Raw genomic sequence first — 16,992 nt, 5'->3', positions numbered from 1 at the left:
GCGGTACACTTTTTTTCAAGGAGGATCAATATAATTCTAAATATTGTTCTCTTTCCCATTCAGAAACAGTTTGGCGGAAGGATGCCCATTCCAGCCGTTTTGCTTCTACAAAATTAGCAAAAATATGTTTGCCTAATGCATCCACCATTACAGGATCTTTGCGTAATTCTTTGATTGCGTTATGGATTGTGGAAGGAAGGTCTTTGATTTGAGCCGCTTCACGTTCTGCTTCATTCATCACATAAATGTTGCGGTCCACTGCTGGTGGCGGCGTGATTTCATTGCGGATACCATCTAAGCCGGCTTGCAGCAAGACAGCCATTGCCAAATAAGGGTTAGCAGAAGGATCGACTGAACGTAATTCCAAACGAGTAGACAAACCGCGAGATTCTGGCACGCGGATTAATGGGGAGCGGTTGCGTCCTGACCATGCCACATAAACAGGCGCTTCATATCCCGGAACCAAACGTTTGTAAGAATTGACAATTGGGTTGCAGACAGCTGTGTATGCCCGTGCATGTTCAATCAAGCCGCCCAAGAAATAGTAGGCTGTTTGGCTTAACTGCATGTCCCCTTTTTCATCATAAAAAACATTTTCGTCTCCTTTAAACAGAGACATGTTGCAATGCATTCCTGAGCCATTGATACCAAATAATGGTTTTGGCATGAAGGTCGCATGCAGACCATGTTTGCGGGCAATCGTTTTAACGACTAATTTGAAGGTTTGGATATTGTCGCAGGCTTCAATCACATCGGCATATTTAAAGTCGATTTCATGTTGTCCTGGTGCAACTTCATGGTGGGAAGCTTCTACTTCAAAGCCAAGCTTTTCTAATTCCAGCACGATATCCCGACGACAGTTTTCGCCAAGGTCTGTCGGAGCAAAATCGAAATAGCCGCCTTTGTCGTTTAGATCCATGGTGATTTCGCCATCTTCATCTAATTTAAATAAGAAAAATTCAGGTTCTGGCCCAAGGTTAAAGGAAGTAAAACCAAGTGCTTTCATGTCTGACAACGCACGTTTCAAATTGCCGCGAGGATCACCAGCAAATGGTTTTCCTTCTGGATTATAAATGTCACAGATCAAGCGGGCAACCTTGCCATGTTCGCTTTCCCATGGAAAAATCATCCATGTGGTCAAATCAGGATAAAGATACATATCACTTTCTTCGATTCGAACAAATCCTTCAATGGATGAACCGTCAAACATCATTTTATCATCTAAAACTTTGTCTAATTGACTCACTGGTACTTCTACGTTTTTGATTGTTCCCATGATATCCGTAAACATGAGTCGTAAAAAGCGAACATTCTCCTCTTCTACGATTCGTCTGATATCTTCCTTTGTATTTTGCGTTTTTGGCATGGTATCCCTTCCCCTTCATTTTTCAGCTTTCGCTTTTTTACATCCGCGGTCCTTTTTGTTGAAACGGACTTTGCGGTGTCAGTCCGCCTTGTGAAAGCAGCTCATCATAGAATATCCGGCGTACATCTTCGTCAGTCAACGATTTTGCTTCCTCAGAAACTTCTTGTAGCTTCATTTGGTACACATGTTTGATCCCCGCCATATTCAATCCTTCAGAGAGATAGTCTTTGATTTCCAACAAGATATCGATATCATTTAATGAATACATTCGGCGATTGCCTTCGCTTCTCTCCGGATGAATCAAATCCTGTTCTTCATAATATCGAATTTGACGCGCCGTCAAATCAGTTAATTTCATCACCGTACCAATTGGAAACACAGACATTGAGCGGCGTAACTCTTTTTCCCGCATAATTTCTCTCCTCTCATGATAGACTTGCTTTTGAACTTGTGATAACTATACCAATTCAAAAAAAAGCTGTCAATAGTTTTATGTAAGAAAAACTGACATGAGCGATTTTTTTATTAAAAATAATTCCGACAACAAAAAAAAGAGCCCTCCGCAGAAGACTCTTCTAGCTATTTCGTTTGATGATACACAGCATTCACTGCATTCGCCACAGCAATCTTGACATGTTCATAGGTCAAACCTCCCTGAACGTACAGAGAATAAGGTTCCCGTAAAGGTCCATCGGCACTCAATTCAATGCTGGCTCCTTGAACAAAGGTTCCGGCAGCCATGATGATATCGTCTTCATAGCCGGGCATATAGGAAGGAATTGGGGCAACGAAGGCATCAATTGGTGAAAACTTTTGAATCGCCTGAGCAAAAGTGACCATCGCCTCTTTTTTCTCTAATTCCACCAATTGAATCAAATCCGTGCGGGCTTCATCCCATTTCGGAGAGGATTTAACCCCATATTCTGCTAAGAGAGCGGCAGTAAAAACAGCGCCTTGGATGGCTTGGCTGACGACATGAGGGGCTAAAAAGAAACCCTGCAGCATTTCATGGACATTTCCTAACATCGCTCCACCTTCTGCCCCAACACCGGGTGTGGTCATGCGATACGCACATCGTTCAATCAATTCTTTTCGTCCAACCAAATAGCCGCCAGTTTTTGCGATGCCTCCGCCGGGATTTTTGATTAAAGAGCCTGCCATAATATCTGCCCCCACCTGCGTAGGTTCCTGCAACTCTGCAAACTCTCCATAACAATTATCGACAAAAATAACGACTTCCGGTGCAATTTGATGAACGAAGTCACACATTTCTTTGATTTTTTCAATTGTAAAAGAAGGCCGCGCGGCATAGCCTCGAGACCGTTGGATAGCCACGACTTTGGTTTTTTGGGTAATTTTCTTTTCGATACCATCAAAATCCACTGCCCCGTTTTCCAGCAAATCTACTTGCTCGTAGCCGATTTGATATTCTTTCATTGATCCGATTCCGTTTCCAGTCAGACCAATTACTTCTAGCAGTGTGTCATAGGGTGTACCGGTGATATAGAGCAGCTCATCTCCCGGACGCAAGATGCCAAACAAAGCTGTGGCAATGGCGTGGGTTCCAGAAACGATTTGAGGACGAACCAGCGCAGCTTCTCCACCGAAAGTTTCTGCGTAGACCGCTTCTAACGCATCCCGTCCGAGATCATCATTTCCATAGCCCGTGGAAGGCAAAAAGTGTGTTTCAGACACGTGGTGGTTTCGAAACGCCGCCAATACTTTCCCTTGATTTTCTAAAGCAACTCCACGAATTTCTTTTAAACGATCGTCGATCTTTTGATCGACTGCCGCTATTTTTCTCACCAATTCTGCATCCAACTCATCTGTCCAGCTCATTCGTCATTCTCCTTATAATAAAAGAATCTGGTAAAGCAAATCCTTTTACTACATATTTTTGCATTTTTTCGTCAAAATCTTCTTTCAAAACTAAGGTTTCTCGTTTGGTGCGACTCAAAAGATTCCCTTCCTCTTGTCCTAAAGCAACGGTGTAGGGGGTTAAAATTTCCATTAACTGAAGTTTTACCGCATCCGTCAAATCGGTTTTGCCTCGACTGCTTTTTGCTGAAATCAGCACATTCGGAAAAAGTGTAGGAACAAAATCTTCCGAAAGCTGATCGGCCTTGTTGTAAACTGTCAACAAAGGCAATTGTTCTAAGTTTAATTCTTTCAATAATTTTATAACGGTCTGTTCCTGTTGAAGGCGATCTTCTGCGCTGGCATCTACCACATGCAGCAACAGATCCATGGATTGACTTTCCTCCAATGTAGAATGAAAGGCATCAATCAGCTGAGTAGGCAGATCTTGAATAAAGCCAACTGTATCCGTCAGGGTAACCTCTAATCCTTCTGGTAGTCGCCATTTTTTAGTCAACGGATCAAGGGTGGCAAAGAGCTGGTCCTGCTCGTAGGTTTCTGCTTGAGTCAAAACATTTAAGATTGTTGATTTTCCGGCATTCGTGTACCCTAATAAACCAATTTGAATCGTTTGTCCCGCTTTACGTTTTTGCCGCGTTCGTTCACGGTGGGCTTCTACCTGTTTCAATTCACGTTTGATGACAGTGATTTTGTTTCTGATGTGCCGACGATCCGTCTCCAACTTCGTTTCACCAGGACCACGAGTTCCGATACCGCCACCTAATCGAGACAAACTTTTTCCTTGTCCAACTAACCGAGGCAATAAGTAATCCAACTGTGCCAGTTCCACTTGCAACTTGCCTTCTTTGGATCGCGCCCGCAAAGCAAAAATATCCAATATCAACTGCACCCGATCAATGACCGGCAACCCGATTTCTTCACCGATCAGCTGACTTTGTCGGGGTGTCAATTCGTGATTAAAAATAATCAAATCTGCTTCATGAGCATCTACCAAATTTTTTAATTCCTGTAATTTGCCTTTGCCGATTACTGTTTGTCGATCGACTTGAGGGCGTTTTTGAATCAGAGAGAAAACCACTTCTCCATGAGCCGTCTTGGTCAAGCTTTTCAGCTCAGTCATTGATTCATCGAAATTTTTCCAGGTTTCTTCTGTTTCAACACCGACTAAGATCACACGTTCTTCTGTCATTTCTTTTCCTCCAGCCATTCTGCGACTTCTTTTTCTAAGGAACTTTTTAATGCAGGTTCTTCGATTAAATCCACCCAAACCGGCGTCATTCGATTACGAAACCAGGTCAATTGGCGCTTGGCATAGCGGCGGGAATGCAGTTTAATTTCCTCAGCAACTTCCTCCAATGTTCCCCTACCAGAAAAATATGGAAAGAATTCCTGATAGCCAATGCCTTTTGCTGCTTGAACCTCGGGAAAATCTCGTAATCTTTCCGCTTCTTGAATCAACCCGGTCGTCATCATCAGGTCTACCCGCTGATTGATTCGTTGATACAATCGTTCCCGTTTAGTGGTCAGTCCAATCAAAAAATAATCATAAAGTTTAGGAGGGGGCGTTTCCTGCGTGATACTTTTCCCAGTCAGCTCCAATACCTCAAGTGCTCGGATTACTTTCCGCTGATTGTTGGCGTGAATTTTTTCTGCAGCAACTGGATCTTTTTCCTGTAAAAGCATCCATAATTGCTGATTGCCGTTTTTTTCGGCATAACGGATATATTTTTCCCGTACAGCAGTATCGGCTTCTTTTTCAGTTCCAAGTTGATAATCATGCAACAATGCTTGAATGTACAGCCCAGTTCCGCCAACGACGATTGGCAAATGTCCTCGTGCAGTGATTTCCTCGATTTTTTTTCGACCTTCTTGTTGAAATTCAGCGACAGAAAAAGTCTCCTGTATTTGCCGAATATCAATCAAATGATGTGGTACTCCTGACATTTCTTCCTGACTAACTTTGGCGGTACCGATATCTAATCCCTGATAAATCTGCATCGAATCCCCGCTGATGATTTCTCCATCGAATTTTTTTGCCAATTCAATACTTAAAGCAGTCTTACCGACAGCCGTTGGTCCTACAATTACTAACACTTTTTTCATTTGGTCTTTCCTCGTCGATAGGCCTGCTGAATTGCTTGTGCTTTTTCAGGGAAATTGGTAATGATTCCTCTTACTCCTAATTTCAAGCAATTTAAAATCGCCTCTTCTTTGTCCAATGTCCACGGGCGAATCGCCAACGGATAGTCTGCAATTTCGTTTTGATGGGTTAAAAGCCAGTCATATTTAGGATGAATTCCTTCAATGTATTCCCGACGCACAGCCAATTCTGGTTTCTTTTCAGATTCTCCCATAATCAAATCAAGCTGTGTCTCCGGCTCCAAACGATGAATAATATCCAAGGAGTTGACATTGAAACTGCAATACCAATGCTCAAAGGGCCACTCTTGGCTTTGAATCAATTGAGAGGTTTTTTCTTCAATATCTGGATAATGGTAATTATCTGTTTTTAATTCAATCGTTAAAACGCCACGATAATTGCGCATCAATAAAAGATCCAATACTTCTCTTAATGTAGGGACCTTCGTTGCTTGGTATTTCGCATTGAACCAACTTCCTGCATTCAATCGTTTGATTTCTTCCAATGTTTTTTCACGAATGAATCCTTTGCCGTTTGTGGTGCGGTCGACTTCTTCATCATGCATGACGATTAACTGACCGTCTTTTGATAAATGAACGTCCAATTCAATCACATCGGCACCTACACGGACCGCCTCAGCAAATGCCGGCAATGTGTTTTCAGGTCGATTTCCGCTACTACCGCGGTGGGCAACGATTTGTGCCATGGTCCTCACTCCAATCCTTCTTATTGTATCATGGAACGAAAAGGAAGAAAGAGAAAAAAGCTCCTCTTTGTCTTCATTATTCGACAAAAAAAGTACAACGTCTTCTGTCACCTCAATAGGATTCAGATTATCGTTGTACAATTGGTTTACGAAAAATAGGTCAATGTTTCGCCAGAAATCGTCTTTAATTGATTTTTCCGTTCATTAATCAGTTCAGTCAAATCGTCCGTAAAATGCTCCAAAATGACCCGTCCACCTTTATAGGCGTACCCACCGATTTTCATGGTCTCATCCGGTGATAAAATCACCTTTCGTTGGGCGATTTTTTTGAAGAATTCTTCTAAAATATAATTTGGCAAATAAAAATTGTTTTGTGCAGCAAATGATTGCAAATAGGCAAAGTCATCAATCGTGATATAGCAATCATCAAAGCCGTCAAAACTGACGTATTCATCCATTAAAACAGCTCTTTTTTGAAGAATCTCGTTGATTTTTTTATTTAATTGGATTAGGGTCTCGATTTCTTTTACTTTGTGTTCCAACTGGCGGCGGCGTTGCTCTTTACGCTCATCATAGCGAATGCGCAAATTAAAGGCAATGGCGACGACTAACGCCCCCGTCAACACACCGATAAAACCAGAAACTGCAACTGCGATCATGAAGTCACTCCTCGTTCGTTTTAAAGTATTAAATTTTCTTGACAGAAAATTTAGTTTTATTCTCTCTACGTATACCATCCCACTAGTTTTCTTGGAGATAGTGGGACTGGCATCCTCGTTTGTTTTAATGTATTAACTTTTCTTGACAGAAAATTTAGTTTTATTCTCTCTACGTATACCATCCTACTAGTTTTCTTGGAGATAGTGAGACTGGCATCCTCGTTTGTTTTAATGTATTAACTTTTCTTGGTAGGAAATTTTGTTTTATTTTCACGCCATATACTATCCCACTAGTTTTCTTGGAAATAGTGGGACTGGCATCCTCGTTCGTTTTAATGTATTAACTTTTCTTGGTAGGGAATTTTGTTTTATTCTCTCCCGCTATTTTCATACCACTTGGACTTTTAATAAAAGTGAAACTGATATCTTCTTTTGAGAGGAGATATACGCTATTTATTTTAGCATAAGATGCTTTCCCTTTGATACCTAAAAGGCAAAGTTTTCTATTTGACCTTTATTGACCTTACGTGTATACTTTCTTTTAGATGTTGGAAATATTTTGTGGTACACTTAATTCGCAAAACATCTTATACATCCACTAACTAATTACAATTTTACCATGTATTTTAAAGGAGGAACCTGAATTATGAACTTAATTCCTACAGTTATCGAACAATCATCTCGCGGCGAAAGAGCCTACGATATTTACTCCCGCCTATTGAAAGACCGCATCATTATGTTGAGCGGACAAGTTACAGACGATTTAGCAAATTCAATCATTGCGCAACTTTTATTCTTGGATGCGCAGGATTCTGAAAAAGATATCTATTTGTATATCAACTCTCCCGGCGGTAGCGTGACTGCTGGTTTGGCGATTTTTGATACCATGAATTTTATCAAAGCCGATGTTCAAACCATCGTTTTAGGAATGGCAGCTTCCATGGGTTCATTCTTGTTGACGGCTGGCGCTAAAGGCAAACGTTTTGCCTTGCCAAATGCTGAAATCATGATCCACCAACCTCTTGGCGGTGCGCAAGGACAAGCAACTGAAATTGAAATTGCTGCTCGTCATATTTTACAAACCCGTGACCGCTTAAACCGTATCTTGGCTGAACGTACCGGTCAACCCTTGGACGTTATCGAACGAGATACCGATCGCGACAACTTCATGACAGCGGAACAAGCAAAAGAGTATGGTTTGATCGACGAAATTATGGAATCAAGCAATAACTTAGCTTAAATCTCAGAAGACGACCCATTTGTGGTCGTTTTTTTCTATTTCTCGCAAAAAAAAAAATCCTTCCAAACAAAAAAGACGGTTTCCTTTGAAAGAGACCATCTTTTTTTGTTTGGAAAACTACTTGAAACTTTCTTTGGCGAGAATAATTTTGCCAGCGGGCGGATGACCTTCCATTTTTTCATGGGCAAGAATCACACTCGCTAATTCAAAAGGCAGCACTTCTGCGATTTCGATTTCTAACTGTCCTTTTTCATAGGCAGCTAGCAAAGCGGTGAAGGCTTCTTGATCCGAATACTCTTTTGACGGACCAAAATGAAGATATTTGCCTTTTTTTACCCGCTGTTCCTCAGTAGGCAACGTGTTCAGTGCGACATATGTGCCGTTTTCCTTCATGATTCTTACTCCTGCCTCGATGCCACGACTGCCTTTTGTCGCATCAATAACGACATCTGCTTGGTTTTCAAAAATTTTCCCTGGATCTTCTTGATCGTAGGCAGCAAAGCCATCAACCTGCCACTGACGCACGTGTCCCTCATTATGTTTTGATGCACTAGTCAACACCCGATGCCCTTTTTGTTTTAATAATTGGACCAACAGCGATCCGACACCGCCAGATGCCCCTTCTACCATAACGACATCCTCCGAATGCAGAGACAGCAAATGAAATAAGATGTTGTAAGCGGTGATTCCAGTTGTCACCATGCCGGCAGCTTCCTGCCAAGACATTTTGTCCGGCAGTTTGGCAGCCTTATGAGCGGGTAAACTGATTTCTTCCCCGTAAGCACCACCGATTGGATGAAGAACGACGCGATCACCAACCCGCAAATTAGTTACATCTTCGGCTACCTCGGTCACGATTCCCCCGCCATCGTTTCCCAACACGTAAGGAAATTTCAATGATCGAAAGTCTTGCATTTTCCCTTGACGAAGAGAGACATCGTAAGGATTAATGGCAAATGCTTTGATAGCTACGCGAATATGGTTGCCAGTCAATTCTTTAGGGGTTGCCTCAATTTCTTCAAATACCTCCCTAGCTGGTCCGTAATCCTTGATTGCAAATCGTTTCAATTGAATCACTCCTATTCTTATATCACTTCTTGTAAAAAGTCCCGTTTTGCTAAAAACGGTTACAGTTCCTCTTCTATAGTATAATCAAACCACGAGTAATCGCCTATTTTATTGTTTCAAAAAAAGAAAACGGCTCCTAAGAACCGTTTTCTAACACGTACCTATTTTTATTCTTCCAAGGATGCTTCTTCGGCAAACTGGCTTTGGTACAAGCGACTATAAAATCCGCCCTGTGCCAGCAAGCTTTCATGGGTTCCTTGTTCTAAAATCGCTCCTTGATTCATTACCAAAATCAGATCAGCGTCACGAATCGTCGACAAGCGATGGGCAATCACAAAGCTGGTACGCCCTTTCATCACTCGATCCATCGCTTTTTGAATCAAAGCTTCCAAACGTGTGTCCACGGAGCTTGTTGCCTCATCCAAAATCAAGATTTTCGGATCAGAGATCACTGCTCGAGCAATCGTCAGTAGTTGTTTTTGCCCCAAGGAAACATTATCCCCTTCTGAGTTGATGGCCATTTCATACCCATCAGGCATCGTTCGAATAAAATGATCGACATTGGCGGTTTTTGCCGCATCAACGACTTCATAATCCGTCGCATCTAGTTTTCCAAAACGAATATTGTCCCCAATCGTTCCCTCATAAAGCCATGCGTCTTGTAGAACCATCCCAAAAATTGAGCGAACAGCACTGCGGCTCATTTTTTTCGTATCGACACCATCGATTTTAATAGCTCCCTCATTTACATCATAAAAACGCATCAATAAATTGATCAATGTGGTTTTCCCAGCACCGGTTGGTCCAACAATTGCCACTGTTTGCCCCGCTTTAACAGTAAAATTCAAATCCTTAATCAATGGTTTCCGTGGATCGTAACTAAAACCAACATGATCAAAAACAACTTCTCCCTGAATTTCTGCCGGCAGAGTTTGATCGACTTCGTTCATCGGTTCTTCCGGTTCATCAAGAATCTCAAACACTCGTTTTGCAGAAGCAGAAGCACTTTGTAGAATCGAAGATAATTGAGTGATATTACCCATTGGCTGACTCACTTGCCAAATGTATTGGATAAAAGCTTGCAGTTGTCCAACAACGATCACGCCGCCGATCACATAATAGCTTCCTAAAATCGCCATAGCGATATAGGTTGCATAAGCAGTTAATTGTACTAAAGGCATCATCAATCCCGAAATAAACGCTGCCCGAAAGCCGTAATGTTTCAAGGTATGGTTCACTTTTTTAAAGCCCGTCAGCGTCTGTTTCTCACGACCATAAACCTTCAGCACACTGAACCCAGTCATGTTTTCTTGAACGTAACCGTTCAAATCGCCTAATGAATTTTGCATTCCTTGGAAATATTTTTGAGAAATTTTCACGATTCCTCGGGAAATCAACAAGGAAGCTGGAATCATAATGATTGCGATTAACGCCATAATGGAATTGATATAAAACATCATACCAATCGACATGATGATTGCCAAAAAGGCATTGACGATCCCAATCAGTGCTTGTTGCATCGCACCGCTGACAGCGTCCACATCATTGGTTACCCGTGAAAGAATATTTCCTTGTTGGTTGCGGTCAAAATAAGATACCGGCAAACGATTGATTTTTTCATCAATATCCCGTCGCAAATCCCGCATCGCTTGTTGAACGACATTGGAGATTAAGACCCCCGCCAACAATTGGGTCACACAGTAACCGATACCGACTGCAGCAATCCAAATCAAACAGCGGATAATATAAGGAAAATTCAATTCTTCCCCCGCCGCAACATTTTTTGTAATCTCTGTTGTCGGCAAACCGGTAACGTAAGGGAGTGCCGTATTGAAAACTACAGTCAAAACCGTAAAAATCATTACTAAAATAAAGGTTGTTCGATAGGGCTTAATATAGTGGGCCAGTCGTTTCAAAGAAGAAAATGATTTCATCGTGCCAACTCCTCCTCTGACAATTGTGATGCGGCAATATCGTAATACACCGGACAAGTCGCCAATAATTCTTGATGGGTGCCCATACCGACAACATCCCCTTCATTTAAGACAATGATCTTATCTGCATGCATGATTGTTCCCACCCGTTGAGCAACGATTAAAACGGTCGATTCTGTTGTTTCCTGTTTCAATCGTGCCCGTAATTTGGCATCAGTTTGATAATCCAATGCCGAAAAACTGTCATCAAATATATAAATCTCCGGCTGCCGGATAATTGCCCGAGCAATCGCCAATCGTTGTTTTTGTCCACCAGAAAAATTGGTGCCTCCTTCTGAAAGGTGTGCATCGAAACCATCAGGTGTTTGGGCAATAAACTCTGCGGCTTGAGCGATTTCTGCCGCACGTTCCATTTCTGCTTGAGTAGCATCTTCTTTTCCGTAACGCATATTTTCAGCAATCGTTCCGGTAAAGAGCAGTGCTTTTTGTGGAATATAGCCGATTTTTTGCCGTAATGCCGACAATCGAAACTGACGAACGTCCACACCGTCGACCAGTACTTCCCCCTCGCTCACATCATAAAAGCGGGGAATCAATTGGATTAAGGTCGATTTTCCACTACCGGTACTACCAATAAAGGCCACTGTTTCTCCCGGTTTTGCAGTAAAACTGACATTTCGAATCACAGGACTTTCTGCATGTCCCGGATAAGCAAAAGTTACGTTTTTAAATTCAAGGTAGCCTTTTTCTTTTGTTTCTGTCACTGCGTCTTCTTTTTCTACGATATCTGGTATTGCATCCAATGCTTCTTGAATCCGTCCCGCCGATACCGCCGCTCTAGGGTACATCATAAAGACAGAAGCAAACAGCATAAAGGAAAAGAGTGCATGAAAAATATACTCGATAAACGCAATTAAATCACCGACAAATAGCTCGCCATTATTGATTTGGATACTTCCTTGCCAAATAATCAGAACCATGACTAAATTGAACAAAAAGAAAAACCCGGGCTGTGCTACTGCCATTAGTTTAAACAAACTTTTCGAACTGGAGGTATAGGCATCATTCACTTTGCCAAAACGTTTTTCTTCAAAGCGTTCGTTGACAAACGCACGAATGACCCGCAAGCCGGAAAGATTTTCTCGTAAAATACCGTTGATCTTATCCAAATTTTTCTGTTGCTTAGTGGAAAGCGGTTCGGAAATTCGAGCAATCGCAACGACTGCAATCAGCAGCAAAGGCAAAGCCAGCAAGACATACATTCCCAATCTGGTACTGGTACGCATCACCATGTACAGGCTGACCACAAACATCATTGGTGTCATAAATCCTGTTCGCAAAATATTTTGCATAAAAAGCATGATTTGATAGGCATCATTGGTCACCCGGGTAATCAATGAGGATACACCGATTGCTTCATATTCATGGTGTGAATAATTTTGGATTCGTTCAAACAAATCATCCCGAATATCTGCAACGATATTGGTAGTGATTCGAGAGGTAAAATACCCTAACAAAATATTCATAATAATGCCGACGATTGTGATACCAATCATCAACAGACCCATTTTTTTAATATACTCCATGTCGTTGTTGCGGATCCCAACATCGATCATGCGCGCTAAAATCGTGGGTAATCCCAATTCGATCAAAATAAAGCCAAACACACAAATAAAATCAAAAAATAACAGCTTTTTATAGCGCATTGTGTAATGCCACATTAATTTCAAGCAAAGCCCTCCTTTTTTCGCATTACTTTTAATATAGCACAGGAGTTTTCGCAAGAGAACCACATCCCGCGATAAAAACCAAATTCCGATAGATTTTCCTTTTCAATTGATCCACTTTCTATACTTCTTACTTCTTTTATGCTAAAATAATGATAATTCGGTATCTTTGTATACCAAACGAACGGTTGAATTTTTGTAAAAACATTCGGAAAGCAATGACGAGGCTTTCTCTTTTTGCTCACGACCTAGTCTGTAAAAAGTATTGAAAGAAAAACGAGGGGTCCCCCTTGCATTTTGTTGTGCCGCCGTTTAACTAAAAACAGTTCTGCAAAAAGCAGAAGAAGGAGAATTTTTTATGATCTATAAAGTATTTTACCAAGAAACAAAAACCCGTAACCCAAAACGGGAACAAACACAATCCCTTTATATCGATGCAGTCGATGAAGTTGCTGCTCGTCAACAAGTGGAAGAAAATACCCCATATAACATCGAGTACATTCAAGCTTTAGAAGGAAGTCATCTAGAGTACGAAAAAGAAAACACTGATTTCAAATTAACGGAGTTTTAAGATGAAAGTTTCTCTTAAAAACAATGAAACCGGCGTTTTTGGCGTCGGCGGTTTAGGTGAGATTGGGAAAAACTGTTATGGGGTTCAATTCCAAGACGAAATTATCATCATTGATGCCGGAATCAAATTTCCGGAAGATGAACTGCTTGGGATTGACTATGTCATTCCTGATTACAGCTATATCGTACAAAATTTGGCAAAAGTAAAAGCTTTGGTCATCACCCATGGTCATGAAGACCATATCGGTGGTATTCCTTATCTTTTACGTCAAGCCAACATTCCGATTTATGCCGGTCCTTTAGCGCTGGCATTGATTACAAATAAATTAGAAGAACACGGCTTGTTACGAGACGCAACCTTGCATGAGATCCACGAAGACACAGTGATCCGTTTCCGTAAAACATCCGTCAGCTTTTTCCGTACCACCCACAGTATCCCGGATGCCTTAGGAGTGGTCGTAAAAACACCTTCTGGCAATATCGTTGCGACCGGAGATTTCAAATATGATTTCACTCCAGTGGGAGAACCGGCCAATCTGCATAAAATGGCACGAATCGGTGAAGAAGGTGTGCTTTGTCTGCTTTCTGACAGTACTAATGCCGAAATTCCAACGTTTACCAAATCTGAAAAAACGATTGGTGCTTCTATTTTAAAGATTTTTGAAAAAATTGAAGGTCGGATCATTTTTGCCAGTTTTGCTTCGAATATTTTCCGATTGCAACAAGCAGCGGATGCCGCAGTGGCAACCGGTCGAAAAATTGCTGTTTTTGGTCGGAGCATGGAAAATGCCATTGTAAACGGACAAAAATTAGGCTATATCAAAGTTCCAGATGGGACGTTCATTGATGCCCATGAAATCAATCGCTTACCAGCAAATGAAACAATGATTTTATGTACCGGTTCTCAAGGGGAACCAATGGCTGCTTTGAGTCGAATTGCCAACGGAACCCATCGCCAAATCCAGATTCAACCTGATGATACCGTCATTTTTTCCAGCTCTCCAATTCCCGGCAATACTACCAGTGTCAATCATTTGATTAACTTGCTGTTAGAAGCCGGTGCGGATGTGATTCATGGAAAATTAAACAACGTCCATACTTCTGGTCACGGTGGACAAGAAGAACAAAAATTGATGCTTCGGCTCATGAAACCCAAATTCTTTATGCCGGTCCATGGAGAATTTCGGATGTTGAAGATTCATACCCAGCTTGCCCAAGACACCGGTGTACCAAAAGAAAATTGTTTCTTGATGGACAATGGCGATATTCTTGCGCTGACTGCTGACAGTGCTCGCTTAGCCGGTCATTTCAATGCCAATGATGTCTACATCGACGGCAGCGGAATCGGTGATATCGGGAATGTTGTTTTGCGGGATCGTCGGATACTTTCTGAAGAAGGTTTGGTCCTTGCTGTGGCAACCATCGACATGGCGAAAAAAGAAGTCTTGGCTGGTCCGGATATTTTATCTCGCGGGTTTGTTTACATGCGTGAATCCGGTGATATGATTAACGAAGGCCAAACAATTTTGTTTAAAGCATTGCGAGAAGCTTTGAACCAACCAAACTGCAATGAACACAAACTAAGAGAAGCAATGTCTTCGGCGTTGCAACCCTTCTTATTTGAAAAAACGGAACGTCATCCAATGATCCTATCCATGATCATGTCTCCGGATGAACAATAAACAGCTGAGGTCCCCGGATGATTTTTGACGGAGGCCTCGCTTTTTTTATTAGAAAGGACGGTTTCCATGACGCAAACCCGAGAAGAATTTATCAATGAACTGGTAGACGAACTGATTAAACGTAAAGGCAAAAAAGTAAAACGCAAAACCAGTCACTTAAAAGAAAAGCGAAAATTTGCTACTCGCCAAGCTGCCGTCGCTTACGAAAAAAAGTGGCGTCTCCAGTACGAAACAGCCCTCAACGATGAACTGGATCGTTTATTTAAAAGTTATCCCTCACCTTTTAAATAACACTGTTTCTTTAAGTCGTTAATTATACAAAAAGGGACGTTTTCGATCATAATCCTTTGTTTATTTGAATATTTTTGATATAAATAATGGTTTTTAAAAATTATCTTCGTGTTTTTTGTGGTATTATGATAACATAATCTTATTTTTTCAGGAGGATATTGTCATGGTACGCACGAAGAAAATCTACCGCCAGCATTTATTACAGGGTGCCTTTCAGCTGATTGTAGAGCAAGGTTTTGAACAATTTCACGCCCGTAACATCGCCAAAAAAATGGCCTGTTCCACGCAACCGATCTATCGTGAATTCCAGACGCTGCAGGAATACAAGCAAGCGGCAAGTACCTATATCCTTGAAAAAGTAGAACAAGCGATTCAGCTTTCTGAAACCACGACGCTTTCGGAACTAACAGAAAATATCTGCAGTTACGCACAGCAAGTCCCAAAAGAATTTCAGCGTTTTTTCCTGATGGATGATTGCTGCCGCAACGAAATCAAACAGGTTCTACGCCAACACTTTCAACAGCTTGCCCCGGCAGAAGACTTTGAAACTTTCTGGTATTATACCCTAGGCAAAGCTGCGGTCAAAAGCTTTGAAAAAATCCCTAAAGTGCTCGCTAAATAATTAAAAAAAAAGCATGACAATTCAGCAAATTGCTGATGTCATGCTTTTTATATACAGTCAACTACGCTTTAACAACGTTTGTTGCTTGTGGTCCGCGGTCAGATTCTTCCACGTCGAAAGTCACTGCTTGACCTTCTTCTAACGTTTTGAAGCCATCTCCTTGGATTGCAGAGAAATGTACGAATACATCGCTGCCGTCTTCACGAGAAATAAAGCCAAAACCTTTTTCTGCGTTAAACCATTTTACTGTTCCATTTTCCATGATAAAAAACCTCCTCGTGCAAAAGCACTTGATTGATTGTAACATTGCTCGCGTACGATAGAGGTGTAACTGCTGTTTCAACTTCTATTCCCAAACAAAATTACATAAATAGTTTACACTCTTATGGGGATTTTTGCAAGCTGTTACATTTTATCAAAAAAACCTTCTTCCCGTAAACTAATGTATTTATCATGTCCGGTGATAATATGGTCCAATAAATCAATCCCCATCATATCCCCACATTCCTTCAACCGACGAGTAAAAGCCAAATCATTTTCAGAAGGTTTGGGATTTCCGCTGGGATGATTGTGGACAACAATCAAACGGGCGGCACTAAAACGCACTGCCACTCGAAAAATTTCTCTCGGGTGGGCAATGCTTTGATTCAGCGATCCCTTGAACAGCGTTTGCTTTTGAATGATTTCATTTTTAGTATTCAAATACAAACAGATAAAATGTTCCTGCTGATAATCTTTTAATTCCTCGATTAGACGAAAAGCCAAATCAAAACTTGAGCGAACTTTGCCTAATTTTGGTTGCAGTGAACGCTGAATCCGCTGCCCCAGTTCCATTGTTGCCTGCAATTCAATGGCCTTAATCTGACCAATGCCGCGAATCGCCATCAATTCCTCCAAGCTGGCTGCCTTTAAATCATAAAGACTTGGAAATTCTCCCAAAATATTTCCCGCTACCTCCATCACATTATCGGATTTACTACCGGTACGCAGTAAAATTGCCAACAACTCTTGATTGGAAAGAGCCTCCGGACCATAATCCAATAACCGTTCTCGGGGCAGTGAACTTTGCGGAATCATCCGTTTTGCTTCCATAAAAAAACTCCTTTACG

Annotated in this window: 17 protein-coding genes; 5 read left to right on the top strand and 12 right to left on the bottom strand. The window is 41.5% G+C overall.

Annotated elements, in window-relative coordinates:
* Positions 1-25: 25 nt before the first annotated feature.
* The 7 genes from glnA to BAU16_RS02845 form a co-directional block, all read right to left on the bottom strand.
* Entirely contained in the window at positions 26-1,366 is a 1,341-nt protein-coding gene (gene glnA / locus BAU16_RS02875) for a type I glutamate--ammonia ligase (RefSeq protein ID WP_048604700.1), read from the bottom strand.
* A 37-nt stretch (positions 1,367-1,403) separates the two neighbouring features.
* Positions 1,404-1,778 (bottom strand): MerR family transcriptional regulator, encoded by a 375-nt coding sequence (locus BAU16_RS02870; protein ID WP_048604699.1) that lies wholly within the window; start codon positions 1,776-1,778, stop codon positions 1,404-1,406.
* Positions 1,779-1,945: 167 nt separating this feature from the next.
* Positions 1,946-3,205 (bottom strand): methionine gamma-lyase family protein, encoded by a 1,260-nt coding sequence (locus tag BAU16_RS02865; RefSeq protein ID WP_161526396.1) that lies wholly within the window; start codon positions 3,203-3,205, stop codon positions 1,946-1,948.
* Positions 3,189-4,433 carry a GTPase HflX gene (gene hflX, locus BAU16_RS02860; protein ID WP_161526395.1) on the bottom strand — a complete coding sequence of 415 codons (1,245 nt, stop codon included), beginning with the start codon at positions 4,431-4,433 and terminating at the stop codon, positions 3,189-3,191. The genes BAU16_RS02865 and hflX overlap by 17 nt, the downstream gene beginning before the upstream one ends.
* Positions 4,430-5,347, bottom strand: coding sequence for a tRNA (adenosine(37)-N6)-dimethylallyltransferase MiaA (gene miaA / locus BAU16_RS02855; protein ID WP_161526394.1), 918 nt, complete (start codon positions 5,345-5,347; stop codon positions 4,430-4,432). The genes hflX and miaA overlap by 4 nt, the downstream gene beginning before the upstream one ends.
* Complete coding sequence (locus BAU16_RS02850; RefSeq protein ID WP_137605789.1) at positions 5,344-6,090, bottom strand: glycerophosphodiester phosphodiesterase; 747 nt, start codon at positions 6,088-6,090, stop codon at positions 5,344-5,346. The genes miaA and BAU16_RS02850 overlap by 4 nt, the downstream gene beginning before the upstream one ends.
* A 146-nt stretch (positions 6,091-6,236) precedes the next feature.
* Complete coding sequence (locus BAU16_RS02845) at positions 6,237-6,746, bottom strand: hypothetical protein (RefSeq protein ID WP_171000831.1); 510 nt, start codon at positions 6,744-6,746, stop codon at positions 6,237-6,239.
* Positions 6,747-7,395: 649 nt separating this feature from the next.
* On the opposite strand from BAU16_RS02845, the gene clpP reads away from it, so the two are divergent.
* The gene (gene clpP, locus BAU16_RS02840; protein ID WP_048604694.1) at positions 7,396-7,989 is read left to right on the top strand and encodes an ATP-dependent Clp endopeptidase proteolytic subunit ClpP; all 594 of its coding nucleotides are present in this window, start codon (positions 7,396-7,398) and stop codon (positions 7,987-7,989) included.
* A gap of 117 nt (positions 7,990-8,106) precedes the next feature.
* Here clpP and BAU16_RS02835 read toward each other — a convergent pair whose 3' ends face one another.
* The 3 genes from BAU16_RS02835 to BAU16_RS02825 all read right to left on the bottom strand — a co-directional run bounded on the left by BAU16_RS02835 (position 8,107) and on the right by BAU16_RS02825 (position 12,721).
* Complete coding sequence (locus BAU16_RS02835; protein WP_137605788.1) at positions 8,107-9,057, bottom strand: NADP-dependent oxidoreductase; 951 nt, start codon at positions 9,055-9,057, stop codon at positions 8,107-8,109.
* Positions 9,058-9,224: 167 nt separating this feature from the next.
* Positions 9,225-10,991, bottom strand: a complete 1,767-nt coding sequence (locus BAU16_RS02830) for an ABC transporter ATP-binding protein (protein ID WP_161526393.1) — start codon at positions 10,989-10,991, stop codon at positions 9,225-9,227.
* Positions 10,988-12,721: an ABC transporter ATP-binding protein gene (locus tag BAU16_RS02825; RefSeq protein WP_048604691.1), complete on the bottom strand. Its 1,734-nt coding sequence runs from the start codon at positions 12,719-12,721 to the stop codon at positions 10,988-10,990. The genes BAU16_RS02830 and BAU16_RS02825 overlap by 4 nt, the downstream gene beginning before the upstream one ends.
* 355 nt (positions 12,722-13,076) lie before the next feature.
* Between BAU16_RS02825 and BAU16_RS02820 the strand changes: the two genes are divergently transcribed.
* The 4 genes from BAU16_RS02820 (at position 13,077) to BAU16_RS02805 (ending at position 15,883) form a co-directional block, all read left to right on the top strand.
* Positions 13,077-13,289 carry a DNA-directed RNA polymerase subunit epsilon gene (locus tag BAU16_RS02820; protein WP_048604690.1) on the top strand — a complete coding sequence of 71 codons (213 nt, stop codon included), beginning with the start codon at positions 13,077-13,079 and terminating at the stop codon, positions 13,287-13,289.
* A gap of 1 nt (position 13,290) precedes the next feature.
* The gene (gene rnjA / locus BAU16_RS02815; RefSeq protein ID WP_048604689.1) at positions 13,291-14,970 is read left to right on the top strand and encodes a ribonuclease J1; all 1,680 of its coding nucleotides are present in this window, start codon (positions 13,291-13,293) and stop codon (positions 14,968-14,970) included.
* Between the two features lie 66 nt (positions 14,971-15,036).
* The gene (locus tag BAU16_RS02810; protein ID WP_161526392.1) at positions 15,037-15,261 is read left to right on the top strand and encodes a hypothetical protein; all 225 of its coding nucleotides are present in this window, start codon (positions 15,037-15,039) and stop codon (positions 15,259-15,261) included.
* A 163-nt stretch (positions 15,262-15,424) separates the two neighbouring features.
* Positions 15,425-15,883: a TetR/AcrR family transcriptional regulator gene (locus tag BAU16_RS02805; RefSeq protein WP_161526391.1), complete on the top strand. Its 459-nt coding sequence runs from the start codon at positions 15,425-15,427 to the stop codon at positions 15,881-15,883.
* Between the two features lie 61 nt (positions 15,884-15,944).
* On the opposite strand, the gene BAU16_RS02800 is transcribed toward BAU16_RS02805, so the two are convergent.
* Positions 15,945-16,145, bottom strand: coding sequence for a cold-shock protein (locus BAU16_RS02800; protein ID WP_137605784.1), 201 nt, complete (start codon positions 16,143-16,145; stop codon positions 15,945-15,947).
* Between the two features lie 143 nt (positions 16,146-16,288).
* The gene (radC, locus tag BAU16_RS02795; RefSeq protein ID WP_048604685.1) at positions 16,289-16,975 is read right to left on the bottom strand and encodes a RadC family protein; all 687 of its coding nucleotides are present in this window, start codon (positions 16,973-16,975) and stop codon (positions 16,289-16,291) included.
* Positions 16,976-16,992 lie beyond the last annotated feature (17 nt).

The sequence above is a fragment of the Enterococcus sp. JM9B genome, assembly GCF_009933265.1.
Lineage (GTDB): Bacteria > Bacillota > Bacilli > Lactobacillales > Enterococcaceae > Enterococcus_C > Enterococcus_C songbeiensis.
Note: the sequence above shows the minus strand (reverse complement) of the source record. Positions and strands in the feature narration are given on the sequence as shown.